Raw genomic sequence first — 24,172 nt, 5'->3', positions numbered from 1 at the left:
AGCGTATGCGCCAAGGTACAGGGTGTAGACAGCCCTTGCACCGCCGAAGTTGCTTGGCCGGGCCCGGCAGACGCCGAAACGGCCCCTCCCGGCGGATGGGTACCTTTGCGCGCCCCCCGGGGCATCCCCCATGAGCGACGCCATCAAGCACGAGTGCGGCATCGCGCTCATCCGCCTCCGCAAGCCCCTCTCCTACTACCAGGAGCGCTACGGCTCACCCCTCTACGGCCTCAAGCGGCTGTACCTGCTGATGGAGAAGCAGCACAACCGCGGGCAGGATGGTGCCGGCATCGCCTCCATCAAGCTCGACCCGGCCCCCGGCCTCAACTACATCGACCGGGAGCGAAGCACCGACAAGCAGGCCATCCAGCGGATCTTCGGCAAGGTGGACCGGGGCTACGCCGAGGCCTTGGCCCAGGATCCGGCCGCGGCAGGCAACCCGCATCTGCTCAAGCAGCTCATGCCCTTCGCCGGCGAAGTGCTGCTCGGGCACCTGCGCTACGCCACATTCGGTCGCGATAGCCTGGAGAATTGCCACCCGCGCCGGCGCCTCAACAACTGGATGACGCGCAATCTGGTGGTCGCCGGCAACTTCAACATGACCAATGTGGACGAGCTGTTCGACCTGCTCGTCTCCATCGGCCAGCACCCCAAGGAGCGCAGCGACACCATGACGGTGCTCGAGAAGATCGGCCACTTCCTCGATGTGGAGAACGAGCGCCTGGCCACCATTCACCGGCAGCTGGGCTACACCGAGCGGCAGATCACCCAGGTGATCGCCGAAAAGCTCGATGTGCGCCAGATCCTGGTGAACAGCGCGCTGGACTTCGACGGCGGGTATGCCCTGGCCGGCATGATGGGCCATGGCGATGCCTTCGTGCTGCGCGATCCCGCCGGCATCCGGCCGGCCTATTGGTACGCCGACGACGAGGTGGTGGTGGTGGCCAGCGAGCGCCCCGCCATCCAGACGGCCTTCAACGTGCGCACCGAGCAGGTGCAGGAGCTCACGCCGGGCCACGCCCTCATCATCCGCAAGGACGGCTCCTTCGCCGAGCAACTGGTGCGGGAGCCGATGGAGAAGCGCGCGTGCAGCTTCGAGCGCATCTATTTCAGCCGCGGCAGCGACCGCGATGTCTACCAGGAGCGGATCGCGCTGGGCCGTTCGGTCTGCCCCGCCATCCTGGAGACCGTGGATCACGACCTGGAGAACACCGTCTTCAGCTTCATCCCCAACACCGCCGAGGTGGCCTGCTACGGCATGCTCAAGGAGATGGAGGACCGCTTGAATGCGCTGAAGGAGCGGCGCATCCTGGAGCTCGGGCCCTCGCCGGATGCTGCGAAGCTGCGCGCCATCCTCGCCCTCCGGCCGCGCCTGGAGAAAGTGGCGATCAAGGATGCCAAGCTGCGCACCTTCATCACCGCCGATGACGCCCGCGACGACCTGGTGGCGCACGTGTACGACATCACTTACGGCACCGTGAGGCCCGGCATCGACAGCCTGGTGGTGATCGACGACAGCATCGTGCGCGGCACCACGCTCAAGCAGAGCATCCTGCGCATGCTCGATCGCCTCGGACCGAAGCGCATCGTGGTGGTGAGCAGCGCCCCGCAGATCCGCTACCCCGACTGCTACGGCATCGACATGGCCAAGCTCGGCGACCTGGTGGCCTTCCGCGCCGCCATCTCGTTGCTGAAGGAGACCAAGCAGGCCAACGTCATCGATGACGTGTACGACCGGGCCCAGGCCATGGTGGGTCTGCCGCTGTCCGAGCAGGCGAACGTGGTGAAGGACATCTACGCGCCGTTCACCGCACAGCAGATCAGCGACCGCATCGCCGAGCTCCTCACCCCCGAGGACATCGGAGCCGAGGTGCGCCTCGTGTACCAGAGCATCGAGGGCCTGCATGCCGCCTGCCCCGGCCACCGCGGCGACTGGTATTTCACCGGCGACTACCCCACACCGGGCGGCAACCGCGTGGTGAACCGCGCCTTCATCAACTACATGGAGGGGAAGAACGTGCGGGCCTACTGAGCCGTCACGAGCCGGCCCTGCTTCCGGAGCTTGCGGAGCGCGCGCGGCCTGGCCTTCGCCTCCGCTGAGCCATGCAGCACGATGCGGGAGTCGCGCTCCACCGTGAGGCGCGCCTTGCGGTGCAGCTCCAGCCGAGCTCCGGGCAGCACATGCAGCTCGCTGCCGTTCCGCAGGGTGAGCGCGCTTCTCGCCTCGCCCGTCACGTGGGCGCCTGGGCTCATCACGAGACGCGTGGGCGCTGCGTACCAGGTGCGCCCCCCTGCACGTTCCGGCCGATCGAGCCGCGTGGGCGTGCCCGAGCGGTCCAGGATGAGCTCCGACCCCTTCTCAAGCACCAGCGCCGGGCGGCCCTGATGCGGCGGATGGTGCAGCACGATGCTATCCGCGCACCAGCGCAGTGTATTACTGAGTCGCCGGTCGTCATTCGTGATGCGCACCACCAGATCGCCACCCTCGCGCTGCTCCAGGACCTCAGCGGCAATGCCGTTCAAGTGCACCACGCGGTTGTCCGGCGGAGCAGCCCGGTTGACCGCATTCCCGCCCTGATTGAGCAGGGTGACCATGTTCGCCGTGGACGGGTTGGTGCACATGCCCAGCTTGCGATTGCCCTGCGGGGTGAAGACCTGCCGGGAATGCCCGAAGAAGTGGCCCTGGTCGATCCGCTGACCGTCACGGAACTCGATTCGGGGCACATAGTGCTTGCCGCGATCCAGCCGGCCCTGAGGGCTCGGGGTCAGCGGCAGCTCCAGGTCCTGCTGGCCGGTGAGCGGGTTGGCCGAGGCCCGGCCCACCTTGTAGGGCGTGGTCGGCTTGGGCCACAGGCACTCGAAGGGCACGGTGTCTCCGCGCAGCTCGTAATCGTGGTGCCCGCTGGCGCACAGTGCGCGCAGGTAATCGGAGTGCTGACCGTAGACATCGCGTCCGTACCGGTTGTCGCGGTCCACCTGCACATAGGCGAAGAGGCCCGGCACCAGCGGGGCGGTGCACTCGGCCACGCTCTCGTAGTGGAACTGGTCGCTCAGCACGCCATTCCGCTTGTGGCCCTGGTGGTTCTCGAGCCAGATCCATTGAGGGTATTCATCATCGCCGAGGAAGGGCAGCCGAATCCGCAGCGCATCGCCCGTGGTCATGAAATCGCGCAGCACGAAGACGCCGGTGTCGCCGTTGTACGGATCGATATCGCCATTGACCTCCCGACCGTCGGCGCCCCGTGCCCTGATCCGGTGTGCGGCACCTTCTGGTGCCCAGCCGAGCCGGTCACGGTCCCAGGCATTCCCGGTGAGCAGGGCGCTGTTGCTGCCGCCCATCATGCTCCAACCGCCCTGCAGCCAAGGGAAATAGCTGGCGAACTGCGAAGCATTGCCGCCGCCCGCGTGAAAGTTGTTGCCTCCGAAGAGCAAATGGTTGAACTCGTGCTGAAGAATCTCGTACGGCAACGCGTACATGCCTCCGAACCGGCTCTGCGAATCGCTCTCGAAGCCGAACAGCTTGCCCGGACTCCCGGGGTCCGTGCTGCCCTGGTTGTGCGTGAGTCCGCTGTTGCGGGCAATCACCATCACATGATCGTAGCTGTGCGGGCTGTCCGGTCCCGGCCGCTTCGGCAGCCCCGGCTTCCCGCCCCGCTGCCAGAGGTCGAAATCAGCGATGGCCAGGCGGTGCCGTGTGCGCAGCGCACCGAGCTCGTTGGCCTCCTTCACGGCAAGGGCGCCGATTCCGTGCGCATTGCCCAGCCCGGGATGCTCGCTCTCGCGAATGGTGAGGATCGTATCGATGTAATCCCCCAGAACGGTATACCGCCCCAAGGACATGTCATGGTAATAGCGTGTGATCTGGCCGAGGTACGCCGCTGCGGGTTGCGGGTCGAAAAGCTCATCCCTCCAATTGGGGAGCTGTCCCTTCCGCCAATGCGATGCGCCATCCGGCTGTGGGTCTCGTGCTGGGTTCTTGTCGTATTCCAACTCGCAGAATAGGACCAGCACGCGAATGGTGCCATGCGGCGAGAGGTACCACCCGTTCGTGCTATTGGGCACGTTCACGGTGTCCGGTTGGGCGGCAGTAGTCAACGCCACCAGCAGTGCAATGGTCAGGGACACCCAACGCATGCCCCGAAGGTAGCGCTACGGCTTCGGTGCCTTGTACAGCGGCACCGTGCTGCACGGTTCCCCGAACATCAGGCTCTTCACCACAGGCAGCAGCTTCGCGCTCAGCTCCACGTAGGCGTTCAGCGGCACGGGCAGCTTGCTGCAGCCCTTCACTACCACGCGGGCATTGCGGTAGGGCTCCACATCCAGCTGCTGCACGAAACGGGTGAACACGGCGCGTTCCAACTGGTCCGCATCGCCCTGCGTGACGAAGGCCGCGTGCGGCTGCAGGTGGGTGGCCACCAGCATGAAGGCCCAGGTGGGCACGATGGCATCGGCGCTGCAATGCACGCTCACGAGCTTCCCTGCATACTGCGACCAGTCGTGTTCCTTGCAGAAGGCGCGCAGGTCATCCTCCTTCAGCGCGATCTCCTGCCACAACAGCGGCTTCAGGTCGAAGACCACGCGCTCACCGGCCGGGTACAGCTCTTCCAGGTCGAGGGTGATGATCCCGCTCGAAGCGACCTTGTTGATGATGGGGCTTTCGTCGCTCATGGCTTGGTCTGGGTCGGAGTATGGGTCGCCATCCATGTGCGATCCATGGCTTTCATCGTATAGTTCCAAAGTAACTCGCGATCAGTCTGGGAAACCAGCAGCCGCTCACCTTCCATCTTCCAGTCTTCGTTGTAGTACGAGAGCACCAGCACGACGTTGGCACGAAGCGAATCGCTCATGAGCTCGGGACGGTCGATCAACTCATCACCCACCCTGAGGACCGGGATGAACTCGCTGAAGGATGTGCATGACCACAGACCGATCAACAGGATAGCGATGCCAGTTCGCGGGATCATCGCTACAGAATCACATGAACCCCAGCTCCAGCTGCGCCGCCTCGCTCATCATCGTGCGGTCCCAGGGCGGTTCGAAGGTGATCTCCACCTTGGCGCTCTTCACGCCCTGCACACCGGCCACCTTCTGCTCCACCTCGCCGGGCAGGGTCCCCGCCACCGGGCACGCCGGACTGGTCAGGGTCATCTTGATGTACACGCTGGCATCGTCGTGGATCACCACGTCGTAGATCAGTCCCAGCTCGTAGATGTCCACCGGGATCTCCGGGTCGTACACCGACTTGAGGGAGTTGATGATGCTCTCCTCCAGTTGTTTCTTCTCCTCGGGTGTCATGACTTGGACGAGTAAGCGAGGGCGTACCGTTTCATCTGATCGATCATCGCGCTGAGCCCGTTCGCGCGGTTGGGGCTCAGGTGCGCACGCAGGCCGATCTGATCGATGAACTCGGTGGACGCGCCAATGATCTCCTGCGGTGTACGGTCGTTGAACACGCGCACCAGCAGCGCCACGATGCCCTTGGTGATCATCGCATCGCTGTCGGCGGTGAAGTGGATGAGATCATTCTTTGGTTCCGCGTAAAGCCATACCCGGCTCTGGCACCCCCGCACCAGGTTGTCATCGGTCTTGTGCTCCGGCGCGATCAGCGGCAGTTCCTTGCCCAGCTCGATCAGGTGCTCGTAGCGGTCTTGCCAGTCAGTGAACATGGCGAACTCGTCGATGAGCTCTTGTTGGGTCTGGGTCAATGTGGAAGCGTTGGTCATGTCACCCTGAGCTTGTCTAAGGGTCAACGCAGCATCTTCACAGCCTTCCTGGTCGCCGCCACCATCACATCCACCTCCTCCTTCGTATTGAAACACGCGAAGCTGGCCCGCGTGGTTCCGCTCACGCCGAAGCGCTCCATCAGCGGCTGGGTGCAATGGTGGCCCGTGCGCACGGCGATGCCCTGCTGGTCGAGCAGCGTGCCGAGGTCGTAGTGGTGAACGCCAGACCCTGAGGCACTCGAAGGGTCGATCACGAAGCTGATCACGCCCACCTTCTCCTTCGCCGTGCCGATGATGCGCAGGCCATTGATGGTGAGCAGCTCCTTGGTGGCATGCTCGAGCAGCGCGTGCTCGTGCTTCGCCATCGCCGCCTTGTCGTAGTCCTCCATCCAGCGGAATGCCTCGCCCAGGCCGATGATGCCGGCGATGTGCGGCGTGCCCGCCTCGAACTTGAAGGGCAGCTTGGCGTAGGTGGTCTTCTCGAAGGTGACCACATCGATCATCTCGCCGCCGCCCTGCCCCGGAGGCATCTGCTCCAGCAATTCCTCGCGACCGTAGAGAATGCCGGTACCAGTTGGTCCGTAGGCCTTGTGCCCGCTGAAGGCATAGAGGTCGCAGCCGAGGTCCTGCACGTCGACATCCAGGTGCGCGATGGCCTGCGCTCCGTCCACCACGGTGACGATGCCGCGCTTCTTCGCCTCGGCGATCAGCTCCTTCACTGGGTTGATGGTGCCCAGCGTGTTACTGACGTGGCTCACCGCGAGGACGCGGGTGCGATCAGATAATTGGTCGATCAGATGATCAGATGACCCCAATGCCAGTTCTCCGGAGTCGGTCACCGGGATCACCTTCAGCTTCGCCCCCTGCCGCTCGCAGGCCAGCTGCCAGGGGACGATGTTCGCGTGGTGCTCCATCCCGCTGATCAGCACCTCGTCACCCTTCTTCAAGAGCAACTGTCCTAGGCTGAACGCCGCCAGGTTCAGGCTCGCGGTGGTTCCGCTGGTGAAGATCACCTCGTGCGCGTGCTTCGCGTTGATGTGCTTGCGGATGATCTCCCGCGCGGCCTCCTGCGCTTCGGTGGCCTTGGTGCTCAGTGTGTGTACGCCCCGGTGCACGTTGGCGTTGATCGTGGCGTAGTAGGCGCTCTCGGCCTTGATCACACGGCGCGGCTTCTGGCTGGTCGCGGCGTTGTCGAAGTAGACCAGCGGCTTGCCGTGCACCAGTTCCTTCAGGATCGGGAACTGCGCACGGAGCTCCTCGATGTTGAGCGCTTGGGAGACCGGTGCCGCTTTGGTGCTCACAGGTGTGCGAGTTTGTTGTCGATCAGCGCCGTCAACACCGCCTTCCACTCCTCGTTCTGCACCCGCTCCACCACCTCAGTGATGAAGGCATGGGCCATGAGCTTGCGCGCCTCGGCCTCGCTCACCCCACGGCTGCGCAGGTAGAACAGTCCCTTCTCGTCCAGGCGACCGATCGTGCACCCGTGGCTGCACTTCACGTCGTCGGCGTAGATCTCCAGCTCGGGCTTGGTGTACACCTTGGCGTCGTCGCCCAGCAGGATGTTCGCGTTGCTCTGGTAGGCCCGCGTGCGCTGCGCGTCCTGTTTCACGTACACCTTGCCATTGAACACGCTGGTGCCCTTGCCGGCCACGATGCCCTTGTAGAGCTCGTCGCTGGTGCAGTCCGGCACGTCGTGACCGATGTAGGTGTGGTTGTCGCAGTGCGTGGTGCCGTTCAGCAGGTACACGCCGTTCAGTTCCGCATGCGCCTCAGGACCGGCGAGGGAGACGCTCACGTCATTGCGGATCAGTGCGCCATTGAGTGTCGTGGTGCTCAGGCTGAAGTGGCCTTTCGATGCCACGCGCACACCCTCGAAGCTGATGTTCGCCGGCCCGTTCACCTCGTGCTGCAGCTTATGGATCGTGAGGCGCGCGCCTTCACTCACCACACATTCGCGCACGCTGTTGACGAGAGACTGCGGCGTTCCCTGAGCGGAGTCGAAGGGCGCCGCTACATGTTCGACGATCACCTCCGCCTCGGCGCCTTCGTGCAGCATGAACAGGTCGCGGGGCTGCACCAGCTGGCGCTCCCACGTGGTGACATGCAGGACGTGGATCGGCCGCTCCACCTTCACGCCCTTGGTCACCAGCAGGATCATGCCGTCCGTGGGTGCGGCGGTGTTCATGGCGGTGAAGAGGCGCTCGCCAGTGGGTGCCAGCGTGCCGTAGTGCTCCTTCACGGGGCCGTGCGTGAGGTGATGCTTCAGGCTGTCGATGACGAGGCCTTTCTGCGTTTTCAGGTCATCGCTCAGATCGGCGCGGAAGTGCCCGTTCACGAAGACCACGCGTGCGGCCTCGAAGGGAAGGCGGGCGGGTAGCGCCACGTTCGCATCACCCGTCGGTGCGGCATAGGGCTGGTTGAACAGCTTGCCCACGCGGGTGTATTTCCACGCTTCGGTCTTGCTGGTGGGGACAGGCAGCGTGTGCACCTGGGCGAGTGCTTCGGCGGCACCGGGCCAGGTGCTTCCCTCGAGCTGCGGGAGCACGGTGGCCTTGGTATCGGTCGATGTAGCAGTGATCATCTGATCGTCTGATTTTCTGATCATCGGATCGATCACGCGTGCTCCTTCACCCAGTCGTAGCCCTTCGCCTCCAGCTCCAGTGCCAGTTCCTTCTGTCCGCTTTTGATGATGCGGCCGTCGGCCATCACGTGTACCACGTCGGGCACGATGTAGTCCAGCAGGCGCTGGTAGTGCGTTACCACGATAAAGGCGTTATCCTTGGAGCGCAGTTTGTTCACCCCGCCGGCCACGATGCGCAGCGCGTCGATGTCCAGGCCGCTGTCGGTCTCGTCGAGGATGCCGAGCTTGGGCTGGAGCATCGCCATCTGGAAGATCTCGTTGCGCTTCTTCTCGCCACCGCTGAAGCCCACGTTCAGGTTGCGGTTCATCAGGTCGGCGTCCATCTCCACGAACTTGGCACGTTCGCGCACCAGGGCCAGGAAGTCCTTGCCGCCGAGCTCCTCGAGGCCGTTCGCCTTGCGGGTCTCGTTCAGCGCCGTGCGCAGAAAGGTCATGTTGCTCACGCCGGGGATCTCCACCGGGTATTGGAAGGCGAGGAAGATGCCTTTCCAGGCGCGCTTTTCCGGTGCCAGCTCCAGCAGGTCCTCGCCGAGGTAGGTCACGGAACCTTCGGTGACCTCGTACTCTTCACGGCCTGCCAGCACATTGGCCAGGGTGCTCTTGCCTGAGCCGTTGGGGCCCATGATGGCGTGCACTTCACCGGCCTTCACTTCCAGGTTGAGGCCTTTGAGGATCTCCTTGCCGTCGATGTTGGCGTGGAGGTTTTTGATCTTTAGCATGCGGTCTTGTTTAGAACGATTCTAAACTATTAGTGTGGCGCAAAGGTAGGCTGTTGCAGGAGAGCGGCCAAGGTGGCCGAAGAACAAGCTGAACTACCCGGAGGTTCGCCAGGCCCCACGCTCAACGCTGAGCCTGTCCATGGGCCGCAATATGCGCCACTTATGGGGTCATCTCGTACCGGAAGCGCAGATCCAACGCTTTCGTATCCAGTGTATCCAGCATCTCCCGCGTTACCCGCAAGGGGTACAAGCTCCTGTTCAGCGGCTTCCGCATCATCTCCAGCCACACCGCCTGGGTCAAGCGCTCGGGCTTGTTGGCCAGCAGCACGGCCCGTGTGGGCGAGTTCCATTCGAGCGCGGTCGCCGAGCTGTCAGTATCCGTCATGGTAGGAGCTTGTGCAAAGGCCGTGAACGGACAAAGCACCAGCAGGAAGAGCATTAAGCGCGGGTTCATGGCTCAACGACCATTATGCGGGTGGATACCGAACGCGGACCCCAGCTGATCCTGCAATGGTACATGCCAGGGGATGCCCCGACGAGTTGCACCTGATGCACCTGGCTCCAGGGTGGTAAGCGCTCGTGTAGGATGAGCTTGCCCTCCAGGTCGCGCACTTCCATGACGCCGATCTGCCCAATGGAAGGGTAGCTTAGGGTGAACGCGCCAATGCTCGGGTTCGGGTAGGCCTGAATGCGCAGCCCTTCTGCAGCCAGGGAAGACATACCATTGTTGATCCCCAAACTGTCGCACACGCTGCCATCCACTGGGCCCAGGTGGTAGTTGGGGTGGTTGGGCAGTGAGTTGCCGAAGTAGCGCGGAAGGTCTATGCCGTGCTGTTCGATGTTGCAAGCCACGCCTGCCGAATCAGGCGAGTGGATCACGTGTAAGACTAGAGTCGTGTTGTCTGTACTGACATAGATCTTTCCGTCAGGTGCGAGTTGGGCGATATTGAATAAAGTGGCGAAGGGTGGGCTGGGTGAATAGGTACTGTCCCATACGGCGATGTGCACCATGGATGAGGCCACATCAGCAGCCTCCGTATCGAACTGGTACATGTCGAAGAACGAGGACACATACACATAGCGCCCATTAGAGGAGAAGGCCACACCACCTGCCCCGTTGTAGTCATTGATCGGGATAAAGACCGGGTTTGAAAACAGGCCCGTGCATCGATCGAAATCAAAGATGTCCAGGTCCTGCTCACCCCAATAATAGGCGAACTTGCTGCCATCTGGAGAAAAGCACGCCTGTCCATTATCCGCAGGTCGTGTCATGCCAATTGATTGGGTGCCATCCAAACTTATACCTGAAGGAGTGACGATGAATCTGTAGTAAGCGTTAGTGTTCAGTTTGTGACAGAAGGCCCACCAATCGCGGCCATTGGCATGCCGCACTGCGGTCAAGTATCCCAAGTTCAAATCATCACTCAGGATCACCTGGTTCTTGTTCACCACGGCACCCAAGCCACCTCCCAAACTCATATCGACCGTGGTCAAGTACAATTGTTCCGCGTTGATCACCAATTCATTGTCCACGGTCATGTGCAGTATGTAGTACTCACTTGGTGAATCTGGCCTGGGAAGTATCAAAGCGCCTTGAGCGAGAACTAGTCCGTAGGGACTGTTGTCAGCGTAGTTGCCTGGGTTCAGCCCAGCCCCATTGAACATGGTGTCACCATTTGCGTCGGCCACAATGAGTCCATTTGTGCTGAACAACAAATTGCCATTAGCATCGCTGATATTGGCTACGGTCCGTTGATAGTCAACAGTCCTGCTCAATGTCGTAATGGTTAGGGCTCCACTCTGGAAATCCATGTCAACTCCACCCGAAGGGGGAGGAGCCCAACTGGCGTACCCTCCGGTCCACAGGTTGTTCAAACCTTGCTGGGCCTGAATTTGATGCAAGGGCATCAACCCTTGTATCAAACCGAAGCAGAAACAAACACGAAACGCCAGCCGGACCATCGCGCAGCGCCGACCTCAGCGGACGATCGTGAGCTTACCCACACCAATGACCCCAGAAGGACCTCGCACTTGGTAGTGATAAAGGGCCGGAGCAAGTGATGCCGTGCTGAACGCCAAGCGGGGCATCTCGATCGGCACGACCTGCCGCATCACCTCGGCTCCCACGGCATCATACACGACGAAGCTTCCGGGTTCATCCAATTCGCGGTCGAGCACCAGTGTGGCTTCGTCAACGGCGGGGTTAGGCACCACGGTGACCGCATTGATCGGCAGAGCGGTCAGGCTCTTGACAAGGATACCATGTTGGAGACAGAGTGCCTGGTCATCGAAGTCGTAGCTGTCATCGATGAGCCAGTAGAGCGAGCGGGCTTTGAACACTGCGTTGCCGCCAACCATCGGGCATTGGTTGGCGATCGCGAATAGGTCAACGGCTTGGGTGGTCGTGAAGCCATCCACATCCTTACCAATGGTGGCCAGGTACACCTCGTTCACCGCCTTCTCGTTGGTCTCGATCAATTCGGAGGCGGTGATATTGGCATTGGCCGTCTTCACCCCTTCGGCAGTCAGCACTTTGGCAGCACCGGCGACATACAAGGTCGCAATGCCAACGCACAACATGATCATTCGTTTCATGCCAAGAACCGAGGACGGCAAGGGTCTCCGGTATATCGAAGATATGCAACGGGTGTACGTTGCGAGGAGTCATCACTGACTCAACGACCGTGAGGCATGCTCGTTACCACCAGATCGCATTGCCTGTGTATTCGGCCTACAAGCGCTCAATGAACATCGCGGCCCAGGCATGCTCAATAGGTACGTTGCCGCAGACCGCCTTCTTCGATCACCGTGAACCGGCCAAGGATAGCAGTGCCTTGTGCCAACAGATCGAGCAACAGGGTGGCTGCGGCCAATGGGTCCTTGCCGCGATGACGGAAGAACACGACAGCAGGCGGGTTTTCGATCCCTTCCTTGAAGATGATCTCCCCGTAGTCTTTGTCAAACGTCAGGATCACACGGCTTTCGGTTCGTGCCATGGCTATCACCACATGGTCCGAGACACCCGGAGCCGTCTCGCGAATGCTGGTGAGGTCGTACCCTGCACTGCGGAGCAGGGCGATGCCCGGAGCGGGGAAGTTCTCGTTGGCCAGGAAGTGCATCAGGCAGTGCGGCGCAGGGGCAGATACATCGCTTGGTGCATCCCATCACGGAGATAAGCGAACACGGCCTTCAGGTCTTCCGCTGTGATGTTCGGGTAACTTTCGAGCACCTGCGCCTCGGACCATCCTTCGGCGAGCAGTTCCAGGATCAGCTCCACGGAGATGCGTGTGCCTTTGATCACCGGCTTACCATGCAGCACCTCTTTATCGGATACGATGTGATCGCGCCATTCCATGATGTAACAAAGGTAGTGGAACCGCTCGGGCTTGGGTAGTGCAGTAAGTCTTGGTGTGGCGCGTGAGCGGGCGGAGCGGCAGCTTGCCGAAGGTGAAGCGCAGGCATGGCGCGAGCGAGGAGGCGACCGGAGGAAGCCACCGGAGACGGAGCCATGCCCGCTGAACCGAGGCAACTACAGCGAAGCACGCGACCCCGGCCGCATTTGGGACGGGGGTACGCCCAACTACCTATCCAACCGACCCTTCGAGAGAAACGGCAAGAAGCTTCTGCGCTTCCACCGCGAATTCCATCGGCAACTGGTTCAGCACCTCCTTGCAATAGCCGTTCACGATCAGGCTCACGGCCTTCTCCGTCTCGATGCCCCGCTGGTTGAGGTAGAAGATCTGGTCCTCGCCGATCTTGCTCGTGGTGGCCTCGTGCTCCACCATGGCGGTCGGGTTCTCGCTCTCGATGTAGGGGAAGGTGTGCGCGCCGCAGCGGTCGCCGAGCAGCAACGAATCGCACTGGCTGAAGTTGCGCGCGCCCTTCGCGCCCCGGCCGATCTTCACCAGGCCGCGGTAGCTGTTGTTGCTGAGGCCGGCGCTGATGCCCTTGCTCACGATGGTGCTCTTCGTGCCCTTGCCGATGTGGACCATCTTGGTGCCGGTGTCGGCCTGCTGGCGGTTGTTGGTCACCGCCACGCTGTAGAACTCGCCGGTGCTATAGTCGCCTTTGAGCACGCAGCTCGGGTACTTCCAGGTGATGGCGCTGCCGGTCTCCACCTGCGTCCAGCTGATCTTGCTGCGTTCGCCCAGGCAGAGGCCGCGCTTGGTGACGAAGTTGTAGATGCCGCCCTTGCCCTCCTTGTCGCCGGGGTACCAGTTCTGGACGGTGCTGTACTTGATCTCGGCGTCCTTCAACGCCACCAGTTCCACCACGGCGGCGTGCAACTGGTGCTCGTCGCGGATGGGGGCGGTGCAGCCTTCGAGGTAGCTCACGTACGCGCCCTCATCGGCGATCAGCAGCGTGCGCTCGAACTGGCCGGTCATGGCCTCGTTGATGCGGAAGTAGGTGCTGAGCTCCATGGGGCAGCGCACGCCCGGCGGGATGTAGCAGAAGCTGCCATCGCTGAACACGGCGCTGTTGAGCGCGGCGAAGTAGTTGTCCGTGCGCGGCACCACGCTGCCGATGTACTTCTTCACCAGTTCGGGGTGCTCGTGTACGGCCTCGCTGAACGCGCAGAAGATGATGCCCTTCTCCTTCAGCGTCTCCTTGAAGGTCGTCTTCACGCTCACGCTGTCGAACACCACGTCCACCGCCACGCCCACCAGGCGCTTCTGCTCTTCGAGGCTGATGCCCAGCTTCTCGAAGGTCTTCACCAGCTCGGGGTCGGCCTCATCCAGGCTGTTGAGCTGGGGCTTCTTTTTCGGCGCGCTGTAGTAGTAGGCGTTCTGGTAGTCGATCTTGGGATAGTGGATGTGCGCCCACTCGGGCTCTTCCATCTTCTGCCACAGGCGGAAGGCATCCAAGCGCCACTCGAGCATCCATTCGGGCTCGTTCTTCTTGGCGCTGATGAAGCGCACGATGTCCTCGCTGAGGCCCTTGGGCGCCTTTTCGCTCTCGATGTCCGTGACGAAACCGTAGGCGTACTCCTTTTCGGTGACCTCGCGGAGGATATCGTCGGTGTCTTGTGCCATGAGTACTTTACCACAGAGGCACAGAGGACACAGAGAATGCGAATTCCCTGTTCGACCGTGCTGCTCTTGTGGACTTTGTCATTGGATTTCCTCTGTGCTCTTAGTGCCTCTGTAGTGAACCTCAAATAGAGAAGCTCTCGCCACAGCCGCACGTACGGTTGGCGTTGGGGTTGATGAACTGGAAGCCCTTGCCATTGAGGCCGCCGCTGAAATCGAGGGTGGTGCCCAACAGATAGAGCAGGCTCTTCTTGTCCACCACCACCTTCACGCCGTTGTCCTCGAAGACCTTGTCGCCATCCTTCAGCTGGTCGTCGAAGGTGAGGTCGTACATCAGGCCGCTGCATCCGCCGCCCTTCACGCCCACGCGCACGAAGTGGTTGGGGCCGCGGCCCTCCTGGCCCAGGAGCTTGGTGACTTCCGCCTTGGCGGGTTCGGAGACCTTGATCATCGCTTGTCGACCTTATTTAGAATTCGTCTAAACAAGATTGCGTGGCAAAGGTAGGCGCTGGTTGGGTGCGAACGGAGGGCGAACAACCAAGCCATCAAGAGGTTCGCCGGCGACGGGCGTTGCTGGAGGCGGACCGGCCTGCTATCTTATTCGCCGCTTCCTTGACGGCTTATGCGTCAATCCGTCAGGGGTGGAAGTGATAGCCTGCCGAAGGCGAAGCGCAGGCGTGCTGCCGGCGAGGAGGCGACCATCCCGGACCAAGGCCCGGGAGAAGCCACCGGAGCGGCAAGCACGCCCGTTGAGCCGAGGCAGCTAACGCGGACAGCCCGGCTGGCGGCCAACCATCGACTCCCATCCAACGCACCTGTAACGTCGACGCACGTCATCGACCTGACGAATGAAGAACAGCGAGCGCACCATCCTCCACCTCGACCTCAATACCTTCTTCGTTTCCGTGGAACGCCTGCACGAGCCGAAGCTGAATGGAAAGCCCGTTCTCATCGGCAGCGACAGCGACCGCGGCGTGGTGGCCAGCTGCAGCTACGAGGCCCGCGCCTTCGGAGTGCGCAGCGCCATGCCCATGAAGATGGCCAAGCAGCTGTGCCCCGAGGCGATCATCCTGCGCGGCGACAGCGGCGCTTACCTGAAGAAGAGCGACGAGGTGACCGAGATCATCCGCGCCAGCGTGCCGCTCTTCGAGAAGAGCAGCGTGGACGAGTTCTACGTGGACCTGAGCGGCACCGACCGGTTCCACGGCAGCCGCAAGCTGGCGGCCGAGCTCCGGCAACGCATCATGAAGGAGAGCGGGCTCCCGAACAGCTTCGGGCTGAGCATCAACAAGACGGTGAGCAAGGTGGCCACCGGCGAGGCCAAGAACGGCGCCGGCGAATGGTACGTGGAGCGCGGCACCGAGAAGCCCTTCCTGGCGCCGATGCCCATCGAGCGCATCCCCGGCGTGGGCGAGAAGACGGCGCACCTGTTGCGCAGCATGGGCGTGGCGAAGATCCACACCCTGCAGGAGGTGCCCATGGACCTGATGCAACGGCTGCTGGGCGAGCACGGGCCGGTGCTGTGGCGCAAGGCCAACGGCATTGACGACAGTCCCGTGGTGGCCTGGCACGAGCGCAAGAGCATCAGCACCGAGCGCACCTTCGAGCGCGACACCATCGATGTAGTGAAGCTGAAGGGCATGCTCACCGCCATGGCCGAGAGCCTCGCCTTCCAGCTGCGCAAGGGCGGCAAGCTCACCAGCTGCGTGGCCGTGAAGATCCGCTACGCCGACTTCAACACGCACCTGAAGCAGCAGCGCATCCCCTACACGGCGTGCGACCACCTGATCCTGCCCGTGGTGCACGAGCAGTTCCGCACGCTGTATGACCGGCGGCAGCGCATCCGCATGATCGGCGTGCGCTTCAGTCACCTGGTGGGCGGCGGGCACCAGATGAACGTGTTCACCGACACCGAGGAGGCGATGAACCTCTACCAGGCCATGGACAAGATCCGCAAGCGCTTCGGCGACCGCACCGTGATGCGCGCCGCCGGCATGGATGCGAAGAGCATCGGGCGGATGGACAACCCCTTCGACGGGCAGGCGCCGGTGCTGCTGGCGAACCGCAGAACCTAAGGGCGGGCACAAATTCAATGGACTCGAATGGACGGAAATGGACCTGTGGGGATGGTAGGTGGGAGGTGGGCCATTTGCGTCCATTCGAGTCCATTCTGAAGAACCAGAACTACATTTAGAACCATGGAGAAGCCCGCGCCCCAACGCCCGCAAATCCTCCAACCCAGCGGCGGATATGAGAAGCTGGTGAGCTACCAGGTGGCCAAGCTGCTCTACGATGTGACCGTGCGCTTCGTGGACCGCTATATCCCGGCGGGCAGCCGCACGGATGACCAGATGGAGCAGGCTGCGCGCAGCGGCGAGCGCAACATCGCCGAGGGCAGCAAGCTGAGTGCCACCACCAGGAAATTGGAATTGAACCTGACCAATGTGGCGCGGGCCAGCATTGATGAACTGCGGAAGGACTACGAGTCGTTCCTGGAGCACCGCAAGCTACCGCTGTGGGAGCCGATGGACCCACGCCGCAAGGAACTGAGCAATGCGCGTTGCAAGGATGCCGACGAAGTGGCCCGCTGGATCAAAGCGGTGTGGGAGCGCGAGAAGGAACAGCGCATGCAGGCTGTCGAAGGGCCGCGCACCGCACGCACGCCGCGCACCGTGAAGGACCGGGCCTACGCGGAGATCAGCGCCAACGCAGGCCAGACGCTCTGCAAGATCGCCATCCACCTATTGGATAAGCAGGTGGAAAGCCAGGTGCTTGCCTTCGAAAAGGAAGGCGGCTTCAGCGAGCGGTTGTACAGGGTCCGCAAGGAGATACAGGCGAGGAACAGGGATTGAGGATCCTGGGCGTGCCCCCGCTCAAGAGCAGCGGGGTCGGGTGCTTCGCTGTAGCTGCTTCGTCTCGCCGGGCGTGGACAGCAGCTCCGGGGGCTGCTCGTTCCTCGCAGCCTCCTCGCTCGGGCCACGCCAACGGCTCGCCTTCAGCAGGCTGCCGCTGCGCTCCCTCACGCGGGGGATCCCACTGAACAAGAAAGGATATCAGTATCCGATGATCAGAATGTTCTTCAAGGGAAGCTGAAGTCTACCACTGGCATACAGGGTCTCGAAAAAGGTCGTCACGACCTCAAAGTCCTCCACCTTCTGATAGGTATTCCGAACGGCTATCACCAGATTGTCCACATCATGCATCATGCAGGCTTGGAACAAGTCCTTCAGGAATTGATTGTTCAACACGCCTCGACCAGCCTCCACCTCGATCACCGTTCGAGTGTCCATGTTATACCCATCAGCATCGAATGCCTTCTCAAGCCTTCCGTTCCTTCCGAACAGTACAGGAACACGTATCTTATCCGGTCCTCGCTTGCTGCGCTCAACCTTGAATCCACATCCCTCCAATCCATCCGCATCTTTGGACAAGACGTCATCGCTGCTGAGCTTCTTGCTGCTTGAACCGATCTTGGACTCAGCACCCCTGAAAACCTCAACTACTCGAAGCAGATGCTCTGGGATCGAATTGGACTTGGGAAAGAGCTGCCAGTTGATCATGGCACCAAGGTATCGACCACGACCTCAGCGTAACCACCCAACGCACCTACGCTGTGAAGCGCATCGACAGCGACTTCTTCTGAGAGGAGTGAGATCGAGAATCATCAATATCCGATCCTTAATTTCCAATGACCAATTGTCCGCGAGCGCCAATTGGTCATTGACCATTGAATATTGATCCTTGGATACTCCCCCAGGGCCCTATTCCACCACCACCCGCGTTGCGGCCCCATCCGCAAGGCGCAACAGATACAGACCCGCAGGCAGCCCATGGACATCCACTGAGTTCCGGCCAGGCTGCAAGGTGACGCGCTCCACTTGTTGACCTGCGGCATTCAGCAGGGTCCCGCTCATCGCGGTGCTCCCTGGCCACTCAACGAAGAGCACGTCCGAGGCCGGGTTCGGCCAGCCCTGCAGGCCTGTTGAGGCCACCACAGCCTCCAGCCCCGTGGTCACCTCCGTGATCCGGCCCAGCACGACGGATTGCTGATCCTCCGCACCTACCGTGAAGGGACCCATCGTGAAGGGATCGGCCGCATGAGCGCTGAAATGCACCGAACCCGGTTCGGCCATGACCGTGGCGGTCTGCGCCGATACGTACCACGCGGAAGGCTCGCTGGTGACCGCCCATTGCGGCATGCCCGAGGGCTCGAAGGCCACCACTGTGAGGCTCCGCTGGCTGATGATCTGTCCATCGCTCACCACGCCATTGCCCCAATCCACCACACCCCGGATGGCACCCATGAGGTACACATTGTCGTCAGCATCCACTGTGATACAAGGTCCAGCGGCGCGCTCCATATCACCTGTAATGACACCGGTCATGGGGTTGCTCTCCACGCCCCAAAGGAACTGGCCCGTGCTGTCCACCTTCACCAGATAGAGATCGCTTCCCCAGTTCGACCCCGTGAAGGGCAACCCGCCCCAGCTGGCCTCCGGCTGCATCAGCACCCCGGCCAGGTACGCATGCCCATCAGTGGTGGCCACCACGGTCGGGTCCTGGAAGGTGGCATCCGCCGCGAACTGCGCGAAGCCCGCCGTGCCATCCGGCCTGTAGCGCAGCAGGAACATGTTGTAGCCCTCGTCGCTCTCCACCGGGAATCCCTGACCGCCGAAGGTGAGCGTACCGTTCTCGCAGGAGCCGCTCACATACGCACCACCCCAGGGGTCGAAACTGATGGTGCCGAACCGACGGATGCCATCGATCGCACGGGCATCCACGTCGTTGCCCGCAACATCCACGCGTACCAAGTACCCATCGAGGAAATTCTGCATGATGTACCACAGGTGGCCCTCGGGATCCAGTGCCAGGGAGGGCACGTCCTCGCACTGGGGGTAGGTGGCGGAGAGGTTCCGCATCCACAGGGGGGCACCGCTGGCAAGGTCCCAAGAGAGCAGGAAGTGGTTCTCCGTGAACAGGGTCCCGCCCACGCCGGCCAGCTGTGAACCATCGCAGAACTCGAGCACATCACCCATGAAGCGGCCGGCGATGTAGGCGATGCCGGCCGGGTCCACAACGACCGCACGGACCGATACCGAATCCAGGAGCAGGCACGAAAGCAGCGTGCCGCCCGTGGCAGGATCGAGCGCATCGAGCGCCACCGAGCCGTAGGGCGTTACGCCATAGATGAAGTGCACATCCACCATGCGCGCGGCCACCAGATGCCCGGGGGCAGATGCCAGCGTGTGCCGCGGCATACCGGGGTTCATGATGTAGCCCACCGGTGAGCTGGTCATCCAATCGACCTGTTGGGTGGTGGAAGAGACTGCCATCAAGCCTACGAGGAGGGTACTTGGTAAGCGCATGGGCATCCGATTGGCCATAAGACACGTGCTGATCAGTAAACGTCCACCGAGGGGGCAAAAAAGGGCACCACATCCCTTGAGTGGGAGTGCCGTCGTCGCTCCCTCCCGCATGCGCCACTCCTCACCGTCCATCCCAAGCCTCCACCGCCCATACACGGCCGACTTGACGGTTCGGGGGAGCGCTCCATCTTCACACCTGCATAACCCCCACCTCTGCATGCAACTCGTCATCAACGGCCTCAGCAAGACCTACGGCAACGGTGTGAAAGCGCTGGACAACGTGAGCCTCACCATCCCCACCGGCATGTTCGGCCTGCTGGGGCCCAACGGCGCAGGCAAGAGCACCCTGATGCGTATCCTGGCCACCCTGCAGGAGGCCGATGCCGGTACCGCGATGCTCGGTGACCTTGACGTGCTGAAGCGAAAGGACGAGGTGCGCAAGGTGCTCGGCTACCTGCCCCAGGAGTTCGGGGTCTACCCCCGGGTGAGCGCCGCCGACATGCTGGACCACATCGCCCTGCTGAAGGGCATCACGCACAACGGCGAGCGCAAGGCCCTGGTGGAGGCACTGCTCCAGAAGGTGAACCTGTGGGAGCAGCGCAAGCGGAAGATCGCGGGCTTCAGCGGTGGCATGAAGCAGCGCTTCGGCATCGCCCAGGCGCTCATCGGCGAACCGAAGCTCATCATCGTGGACGAGCCCACCGCCGGCCTCGATCCCGGTGAGCGCAACCGCTTCTACAACCTGCTCACCGAGATTGGCGAGAACGTGGTGGTGATCCTCAGCACCCACATCGTGCAGGATGTGCAGGAGCTGTGCTCGCGCATGGCCATCATCAACAAGGGCCGGTTGCTGTACTCCGGTGCCCCCGCCGATGCCCTGAAGGAACTGAACGGACGGGTGTGGGAGAAGGCCATCGCCAAGAGCGAGTTGGAGGACCACGACCGCCGGCACCTGCTGATCAGCAACAAGCTCGTGGCCGGGCGCCCCATCATCCACGTGCTCAGCGATACGCGTCCGGAGGAAGGCTTCGCCCCGGCTGAGCCCAACCTGGAGGACGTCTTTTTCAGCGCCATCCGCACCGCAGACCTTCAACCCGCTGCCTGATGCTGTACCGGATCCTCGCCTTCGAGGTGCGCCATGCGCTCAGGCAGCCCATGGTGTACATCTTCCTGCTGCTGCTGGCCCTGATGACCTTCGGGGCCACGGCCACGGAGAACATCGTGATCGGCGGCAGTTCGGGCAATGTGTACCGCAATGCCCCGAACGTGGTCTACAACTTCTACACGATCATGAGCTTCCTCGGGCTGCTCATGGTCACCGCGTTCGTCAATGCCGCCGCCATCCGCGACTTCCACTACCGCACGGCGCAGATCGTCTTCAGCACCCCGGTGACGAAAACCCAGTACCTGGTGGGCAAGTTCATCGGCAGCACGCTCATCGCGCTGATCCCCATGCTGGGCATCAGCCTAGGCATCGTGGTGGGCAGCTGGATGCCATGGCTGGACCCCCTGCGCATCGGCCCCAACTTGTTGGCGCCACATCTGCAGGGCTTCCTGCTCATCGCCGCGCCCAACGTGCTCTTCGCAGCGGCCGTGATCTTCGCGGTGGCCTCGCTCACGCGCAGCACCATCGCCAGCTTCGTCACGGCCATCGTCCTCATCGTGGGTTACCTGATCTCGCAGAGCCTGATGAGCGACCTGGACAACGAGCTGGTCGGCGCCCTGCTGGACCCCTTCGGCGGCAATGCGGCCGACAAGGTGACCAAGTACTGGACCGTGAGCGAGAAGAACACGCTGCTGCTGCCCATGGACGGTGTGCTGTTGTGGAACCGGCTGCTGTGGATCGCCATCTCCATCGGCGTGTTCCTCTTCGGCTACTGGCGCTTCAGCTTCCACGAACGCAAGCAGAAGGCCGGCGCCGTTGCCGTTGAACAGGAAGGCGTGGTGACGAAGGCCACCGTGCTGCCCAAGGCCGCCCGCAGCTATGGCGCATCGGACCGCTGGCGCCAGTTCATGCGGCAGGTGGGCAGCGACCTGCGCGCCGTGGTCACGGGACCGGTCTTCATCATCGTTATGCTGCTCGGCGTGATCCAGTTGTTCACCTCGCTCAGCGTGGTCACCGAGATGTACGACAACGTGACCTATCCGGTCACCTACAACGTCATCGACCTCATCGAGGGCAACCTATTCCTCTACGTCATCATCATCGTCACCTTCTACAGCGGCATACTCGTGTGGCGCGAACGTGATGCCGGCATGCAGGACATCCATGATGCGCTTCCCCTGCCCACCGGCCTGGGCCTGCTGGCGAAGTTCACCACCATGCTGGCGCTCCTCACCATCGTGATGCTGTTGAGCACGGCCGCAGGCATGATCACCCAGCTGCTGAACGGATGGACCGACCTGCAGCCCTCGGTCTACCTGTTCTACCTCATCGGTCCCGCGCTCGTCAGCTTCGGCTTCCTCACCATGCTCGCCCTCTGCGTGCACACCCTGGTGAACAACAAGTACCTCGGCTTCTTCGTGTTCATCCTCCTCGTCACGCTGAACATCTTCCTCTGGAACGGCATCGACGTATCGAGCAACCTGGTGATCATGGGCGGCTCACCCGGTATCCGGTACTCCGACATGGCGGGCTACGGTCCCACCATCCCGGGGTGGATCTTCTTCAAGACCTACTGGTGGGTCTTCGGCCTGCTCCTGCTGTTCGTGGCCTTCCTCTTCACGGTGCGCGGACGTGAGGAAGGAGCGCGCTGGCGGTTCAGCGCGGCCGGTGTGCGCTTCCGTGCCAACAAGGCCATTGCCCTACCGCTGTTCATACTGTGGGTGCTGCTCGGTGCCTGGGGCTATTACAACACCAAGGTGCTGAACACCTACACCACCGCCGATGTGCAGGAGGACGAGGCCGAGCGCTACGAGCGAACCTACAAGAAGTACCAGGGCATCCCACAGCCGCACTACCAGGACATCACCTTCGCCATCGAGCTGTGGCCAAGCGAGCGCCGCCTGAACTACGAGACGGAGGTCATCACGCGCAACGTGTACGATGTGGCCATCGACTCGGTGCACTTCATCCTGCCCGATGATGAGCGCATCACGCTGGAGATCCAGGACGCCGAACGTGTGCTCCATGATGAGAAGCTCGACTACCTGATCTACCGTTTGGCGCGACCGCTGCAGCCCGGTGAGGAACTGCGCTTCACCGTGAAGGGTGGCTACGCGGAGAAGGGCTTCGAGAACGAGGTCTCCTTCATCCAACTGGTGGAGAACGGCACCTTCTTCAACAACATGGACCTGCTGCCGCAGATCGGCTACTCGGCGGACGGCGAACTGGGCGACCGCAACGAACGGCGCAAGCGCGGGCTACCGGAGAAGCAGCGCATGCCGCGCCTGACGGAAGATCCGGCGCAGCGCCGGCACACCTATCTCTTGCCATACAGCGACTGGGTGAACGTGCGCACCACCATCAGCACCGAAGCCAATCAGGTGGCCGTGGCGCCCGGCTCCCTGCGCAAGGAATGGACCGCCGACGGGCGCCGCTACTTCCAGTATGAGCTGGACCACCCCAGCATGAACTTCTACAGCTTCCTGAGCGCCCGCTATGCCGTGGAACGCGAGCGCTGGGAACCACCCGGTGGCGGACAGCCCGTGGACGTGGAGGTGTACTACGATCCCGCCCATGCCGTGAACGTGCCGCGTATGGTGAACAGCATGAAGAAGGCGCTGGACTACTACACGCGCCATTTCGGTCCTTACCGCCACCGGCAGGTGCGGATCCTGGAGTTCCCGCGCTACTTCACCTTCGCGCAGGCCTTCCCCGGTACCATGCCGTACAGCGAGGCCATCGGCTTCATCACCGACCTCAGCGCGCAAAAGGACATCGACATGGTATTCTATGTGGTGGCGCACGAGATGGGGCACCAGTGGTGGGCCCATCAGGTGATCGGCGCCGACATGCAGGGCGCCACGCTGCTCAGCGAGAGCATGAGCCAGTACAGCGCCCTCATGGTGATGGAGAAGGAGTACGGCATGGACCACATGCGCAAGTTCCTCAAGCTGGAGAGCGACAAGTACCAGCGCGCACGCGGCTTCGAGAGCCAGCGCGAACTGCCCATCCTAGAAGTGGAGAGCCAGGGTTACGTGCACTACAACAAGGGCAGTGTGGTGCTGTACTCCATGCGCAGCTTCCTCGGCGAGGACACGCTCAACAAGGCCTTCAAGGCGCTGGTGGATTCCTTCGCCTACCGCCCGCCGCCCTACCCCACTGCGCTTGACATGTACCGCGAGCTGGACCACGTGACGCCGGACAGTCTCACCTACCTCCTGGAGGACCACTTCAAGTACATCACCCTATACAACAACCGCGTGCTGTCCGCCAGGTCCCAGCAACAGGCCGATAGCAGCTACCGCGTCACTATCACGCTGCATGCTGAGAAGAACCACGCCGATACGCTGGGTCGCGAGACCCCTGTGCCCATGAACGACTGGATCGATGTGGGGCTGCTGGCGGAACCCGGCGAGGATGAGGATGAAGGTGCCATCCTGGTGCAGCAACGCGTACGGCTGAAGACCGGTGAGAACACCGTCACCCTCGTTAGCCGCACGAAGCCCGTGCGCGCTGCCATAGATCCCATGCACCTCTTCTTCGACCGGGTGCCGGATGACAACGTGAAGAAGGTGGAGTAAGGCGAAC

The 24,172-nt window shown here is 62.2% G+C and carries 22 protein-coding genes; 5 read left to right on the top strand and 17 right to left on the bottom strand.

Annotated elements, in window-relative coordinates; all coding sequences use genetic code 11:
- Positions 1-130 precede the first annotated feature (130 nt).
- Positions 131-2,032, top strand: coding sequence for an amidophosphoribosyltransferase (locus QY325_13310; protein ID WKZ65733.1), 1,902 nt, complete (start codon positions 131-133; stop codon positions 2,030-2,032).
- On the opposite strand, the gene QY325_13305 is transcribed toward QY325_13310, so the two are convergent.
- The 15 genes from QY325_13305 to QY325_13235 all read right to left on the bottom strand — a co-directional run bounded on the left by QY325_13305 (position 2,026) and on the right by QY325_13235 (position 14,564).
- Positions 2,026-4,134, bottom strand: a complete 2,109-nt coding sequence (locus QY325_13305; GenBank protein ID WKZ65732.1) for a hypothetical protein — start codon at positions 4,132-4,134, stop codon at positions 2,026-2,028. The genes QY325_13310 and QY325_13305 overlap by 7 nt on opposite strands.
- A gap of 15 nt (positions 4,135-4,149) precedes the next feature.
- Positions 4,150-4,668, bottom strand: a complete 519-nt coding sequence (locus QY325_13300; GenBank protein ID WKZ65731.1) for a DUF2480 family protein — start codon at positions 4,666-4,668, stop codon at positions 4,150-4,152.
- A complete protein-coding gene (locus QY325_13295) occupies positions 4,665-4,964 on the bottom strand; it encodes a hypothetical protein (protein ID WKZ65730.1) in 300 nt (99 codons plus the stop codon). Before QY325_13295 ends, QY325_13300 begins: the two co-directional genes overlap by 4 nt.
- A gap of 10 nt (positions 4,965-4,974) precedes the next feature.
- The gene (locus QY325_13290; GenBank protein WKZ65729.1) at positions 4,975-5,295 is read right to left on the bottom strand and encodes an SUF system Fe-S cluster assembly protein; all 321 of its coding nucleotides are present in this window, start codon (positions 5,293-5,295) and stop codon (positions 4,975-4,977) included.
- Positions 5,292-5,723, bottom strand: a complete 432-nt coding sequence (locus QY325_13285) for a SufE family protein (GenBank protein ID WKZ65728.1) — start codon at positions 5,721-5,723, stop codon at positions 5,292-5,294. The genes QY325_13290 and QY325_13285 overlap by 4 nt, the downstream gene beginning before the upstream one ends.
- Positions 5,724-5,746: 23 nt before the next feature.
- A complete protein-coding gene (locus tag QY325_13280; GenBank protein WKZ65727.1) occupies positions 5,747-7,024 on the bottom strand; it encodes a cysteine desulfurase in 1,278 nt (425 codons plus the stop codon).
- Positions 7,021-8,304 (bottom strand): Fe-S cluster assembly protein SufD, encoded by a 1,284-nt coding sequence (gene sufD / locus QY325_13275; protein ID WKZ65726.1) that lies wholly within the window; start codon positions 8,302-8,304, stop codon positions 7,021-7,023. The genes QY325_13280 and sufD overlap by 4 nt, the downstream gene beginning before the upstream one ends.
- A 32-nt stretch (positions 8,305-8,336) precedes the next feature.
- Entirely contained in the window at positions 8,337-9,083 is a 747-nt protein-coding gene (gene sufC / locus QY325_13270) for a Fe-S cluster assembly ATPase SufC (protein WKZ65725.1), read from the bottom strand.
- 160 nt (positions 9,084-9,243) lie between these two features.
- Positions 9,244-9,537: a hypothetical protein gene (locus QY325_13265; GenBank protein ID WKZ65724.1), complete on the bottom strand. Its 294-nt coding sequence runs from the start codon at positions 9,535-9,537 to the stop codon at positions 9,244-9,246.
- On the bottom strand, positions 9,534-10,622 hold the full coding sequence (locus QY325_13260) for a T9SS type A sorting domain-containing protein (protein WKZ65723.1): 1,089 nt from the start codon (positions 10,620-10,622) through the stop codon (positions 9,534-9,536). The genes QY325_13265 and QY325_13260 overlap by 4 nt, the downstream gene beginning before the upstream one ends.
- Positions 10,623-11,060: 438 nt before the next feature.
- A complete protein-coding gene (locus tag QY325_13255; protein ID WKZ65722.1) occupies positions 11,061-11,678 on the bottom strand; it encodes a hypothetical protein in 618 nt (205 codons plus the stop codon).
- Between the two features lie 173 nt (positions 11,679-11,851).
- Positions 11,852-12,202 carry a DUF5615 family PIN-like protein gene (locus tag QY325_13250; GenBank protein WKZ65721.1) on the bottom strand — a complete coding sequence of 117 codons (351 nt, stop codon included), beginning with the start codon at positions 12,200-12,202 and terminating at the stop codon, positions 11,852-11,854.
- On the bottom strand, positions 12,202-12,438 hold the full coding sequence (locus QY325_13245; GenBank protein WKZ65720.1) for a DUF433 domain-containing protein: 237 nt from the start codon (positions 12,436-12,438) through the stop codon (positions 12,202-12,204). Before QY325_13245 ends, QY325_13250 begins: the two co-directional genes overlap by 1 nt.
- 229 nt (positions 12,439-12,667) lie before the next feature.
- Positions 12,668-14,116, bottom strand: coding sequence for a Fe-S cluster assembly protein SufB (sufB, locus tag QY325_13240; GenBank protein WKZ65719.1), 1,449 nt, complete (start codon positions 14,114-14,116; stop codon positions 12,668-12,670).
- 121 nt (positions 14,117-14,237) lie between these two features.
- On the bottom strand, positions 14,238-14,564 hold the full coding sequence (locus QY325_13235; protein ID WKZ65718.1) for an iron-sulfur cluster assembly accessory protein: 327 nt from the start codon (positions 14,562-14,564) through the stop codon (positions 14,238-14,240).
- A 397-nt stretch (positions 14,565-14,961) separates the two neighbouring features.
- On the opposite strand from QY325_13235, the gene dinB reads away from it, so the two are divergent.
- Complete coding sequence (dinB, locus tag QY325_13230; GenBank protein WKZ65717.1) at positions 14,962-16,188, top strand: DNA polymerase IV; 1,227 nt, start codon at positions 14,962-14,964, stop codon at positions 16,186-16,188.
- 123 nt (positions 16,189-16,311) lie between these two features.
- Positions 16,312-16,965 carry a four helix bundle suffix domain-containing protein gene (locus QY325_13225; protein ID WKZ65716.1) on the top strand — a complete coding sequence of 218 codons (654 nt, stop codon included), beginning with the start codon at positions 16,312-16,314 and terminating at the stop codon, positions 16,963-16,965.
- A gap of 201 nt (positions 16,966-17,166) precedes the next feature.
- Here the strand turns inward: QY325_13225 and QY325_13220 are convergent, their stop codons facing one another.
- Together QY325_13220 and QY325_13215 are read right to left on the bottom strand one after the other, a co-directional pair.
- Complete coding sequence (locus tag QY325_13220; protein ID WKZ65715.1) at positions 17,167-17,673, bottom strand: hypothetical protein; 507 nt, start codon at positions 17,671-17,673, stop codon at positions 17,167-17,169.
- Positions 17,674-17,874: 201 nt separating this feature from the next.
- On the bottom strand, positions 17,875-19,446 hold the full coding sequence (locus QY325_13215; protein ID WKZ65714.1) for a T9SS type A sorting domain-containing protein: 1,572 nt from the start codon (positions 19,444-19,446) through the stop codon (positions 17,875-17,877).
- 250 nt (positions 19,447-19,696) lie between these two features.
- Here QY325_13215 and QY325_13210 point away from each other — a divergent pair, with 250 nt between their 5' ends.
- Both QY325_13210 and QY325_13205 read left to right on the top strand, forming a co-directional pair.
- Complete coding sequence (locus tag QY325_13210; protein WKZ65713.1) at positions 19,697-20,584, top strand: ABC transporter ATP-binding protein; 888 nt, start codon at positions 19,697-19,699, stop codon at positions 20,582-20,584.
- Entirely contained in the window at positions 20,584-24,165 is a 3,582-nt protein-coding gene (locus tag QY325_13205; protein WKZ65712.1) for a M1 family aminopeptidase, read from the top strand. The genes QY325_13210 and QY325_13205 overlap by 1 nt, the downstream gene beginning before the upstream one ends.
- Positions 24,166-24,172 lie beyond the last annotated feature (7 nt).

Source organism: Flavobacteriales bacterium, assembly GCA_030584065.1.
Taxonomy (GTDB): domain Bacteria; phylum Bacteroidota; class Bacteroidia; order Flavobacteriales_F; family PHOS-HE28; genus PHOS-HE28.
Note: the sequence above shows the minus strand (reverse complement) of the source record. Positions and strands in the feature narration are given on the sequence as shown.

Excerpts from the sequence above, each read along its gene's own strand:
- QY325_13310 (WKZ65733.1), top strand. The coding sequence starts at position 131 with ATGAGCGACGCCATCAAGCACGAGTGCGGCATCGCGCTCATCCGCCTC.
- QY325_13305 (WKZ65732.1), bottom strand. The coding sequence starts at position 4,134 with ATGCGTTGGGTGTCCCTGACCATTGCACTGCTGGTGGCGTTGACTACT.
- QY325_13300 (WKZ65731.1), bottom strand. The coding sequence starts at position 4,668 with ATGAGCGACGAAAGCCCCATCATCAACAAGGTCGCTTCGAGCGGGATC.
- QY325_13295 (WKZ65730.1), bottom strand. The coding sequence starts at position 4,964 with ATGATCCCGCGAACTGGCATCGCTATCCTGTTGATCGGTCTGTGGTCA.
- QY325_13290 (WKZ65729.1), bottom strand. The coding sequence starts at position 5,295 with ATGACACCCGAGGAGAAGAAACAACTGGAGGAGAGCATCATCAACTCC.
- QY325_13285 (WKZ65728.1), bottom strand. The coding sequence starts at position 5,723 with ATGACCAACGCTTCCACATTGACCCAGACCCAACAAGAGCTCATCGAC.
- sufD (WKZ65726.1), bottom strand. The coding sequence starts at position 8,304 with ATGATCACTGCTACATCGACCGATACCAAGGCCACCGTGCTCCCGCAG.
- sufC (WKZ65725.1), bottom strand. The coding sequence starts at position 9,083 with ATGCTAAAGATCAAAAACCTCCACGCCAACATCGACGGCAAGGAGATC.
- QY325_13265 (WKZ65724.1), bottom strand. The coding sequence starts at position 9,537 with ATGAACCCGCGCTTAATGCTCTTCCTGCTGGTGCTTTGTCCGTTCACG.
- QY325_13260 (WKZ65723.1), bottom strand. The coding sequence starts at position 10,622 with ATGACCGTGGACAATGAATTGGTGATCAACGCGGAACAATTGTACTTG.
- QY325_13255 (WKZ65722.1), bottom strand. The coding sequence starts at position 11,678 with ATGAAACGAATGATCATGTTGTGCGTTGGCATTGCGACCTTGTATGTC.
- QY325_13250 (WKZ65721.1), bottom strand. The coding sequence starts at position 12,202 with ATGCACTTCCTGGCCAACGAGAACTTCCCCGCTCCGGGCATCGCCCTG.
- QY325_13245 (WKZ65720.1), bottom strand. The coding sequence starts at position 12,438 with ATGGAATGGCGCGATCACATCGTATCCGATAAAGAGGTGCTGCATGGT.
- sufB (WKZ65719.1), bottom strand. The coding sequence starts at position 14,116 with ATGGCACAAGACACCGACGATATCCTCCGCGAGGTCACCGAAAAGGAG.
- QY325_13235 (WKZ65718.1), bottom strand. The coding sequence starts at position 14,564 with ATGATCAAGGTCTCCGAACCCGCCAAGGCGGAAGTCACCAAGCTCCTG.
- dinB (WKZ65717.1), top strand. The coding sequence starts at position 14,962 with ATGAAGAACAGCGAGCGCACCATCCTCCACCTCGACCTCAATACCTTC.
- QY325_13225 (WKZ65716.1), top strand. The coding sequence starts at position 16,312 with ATGGAGAAGCCCGCGCCCCAACGCCCGCAAATCCTCCAACCCAGCGGC.
- QY325_13220 (WKZ65715.1), bottom strand. The coding sequence starts at position 17,673 with ATGATCAACTGGCAGCTCTTTCCCAAGTCCAATTCGATCCCAGAGCAT.
- QY325_13215 (WKZ65714.1), bottom strand. The coding sequence starts at position 19,446 with ATGGCAGTCTCTTCCACCACCCAACAGGTCGATTGGATGACCAGCTCA.
- QY325_13210 (WKZ65713.1), top strand. The coding sequence starts at position 19,697 with ATGCAACTCGTCATCAACGGCCTCAGCAAGACCTACGGCAACGGTGTG.
- QY325_13205 (WKZ65712.1), top strand. The coding sequence starts at position 20,584 with ATGCTGTACCGGATCCTCGCCTTCGAGGTGCGCCATGCGCTCAGGCAG.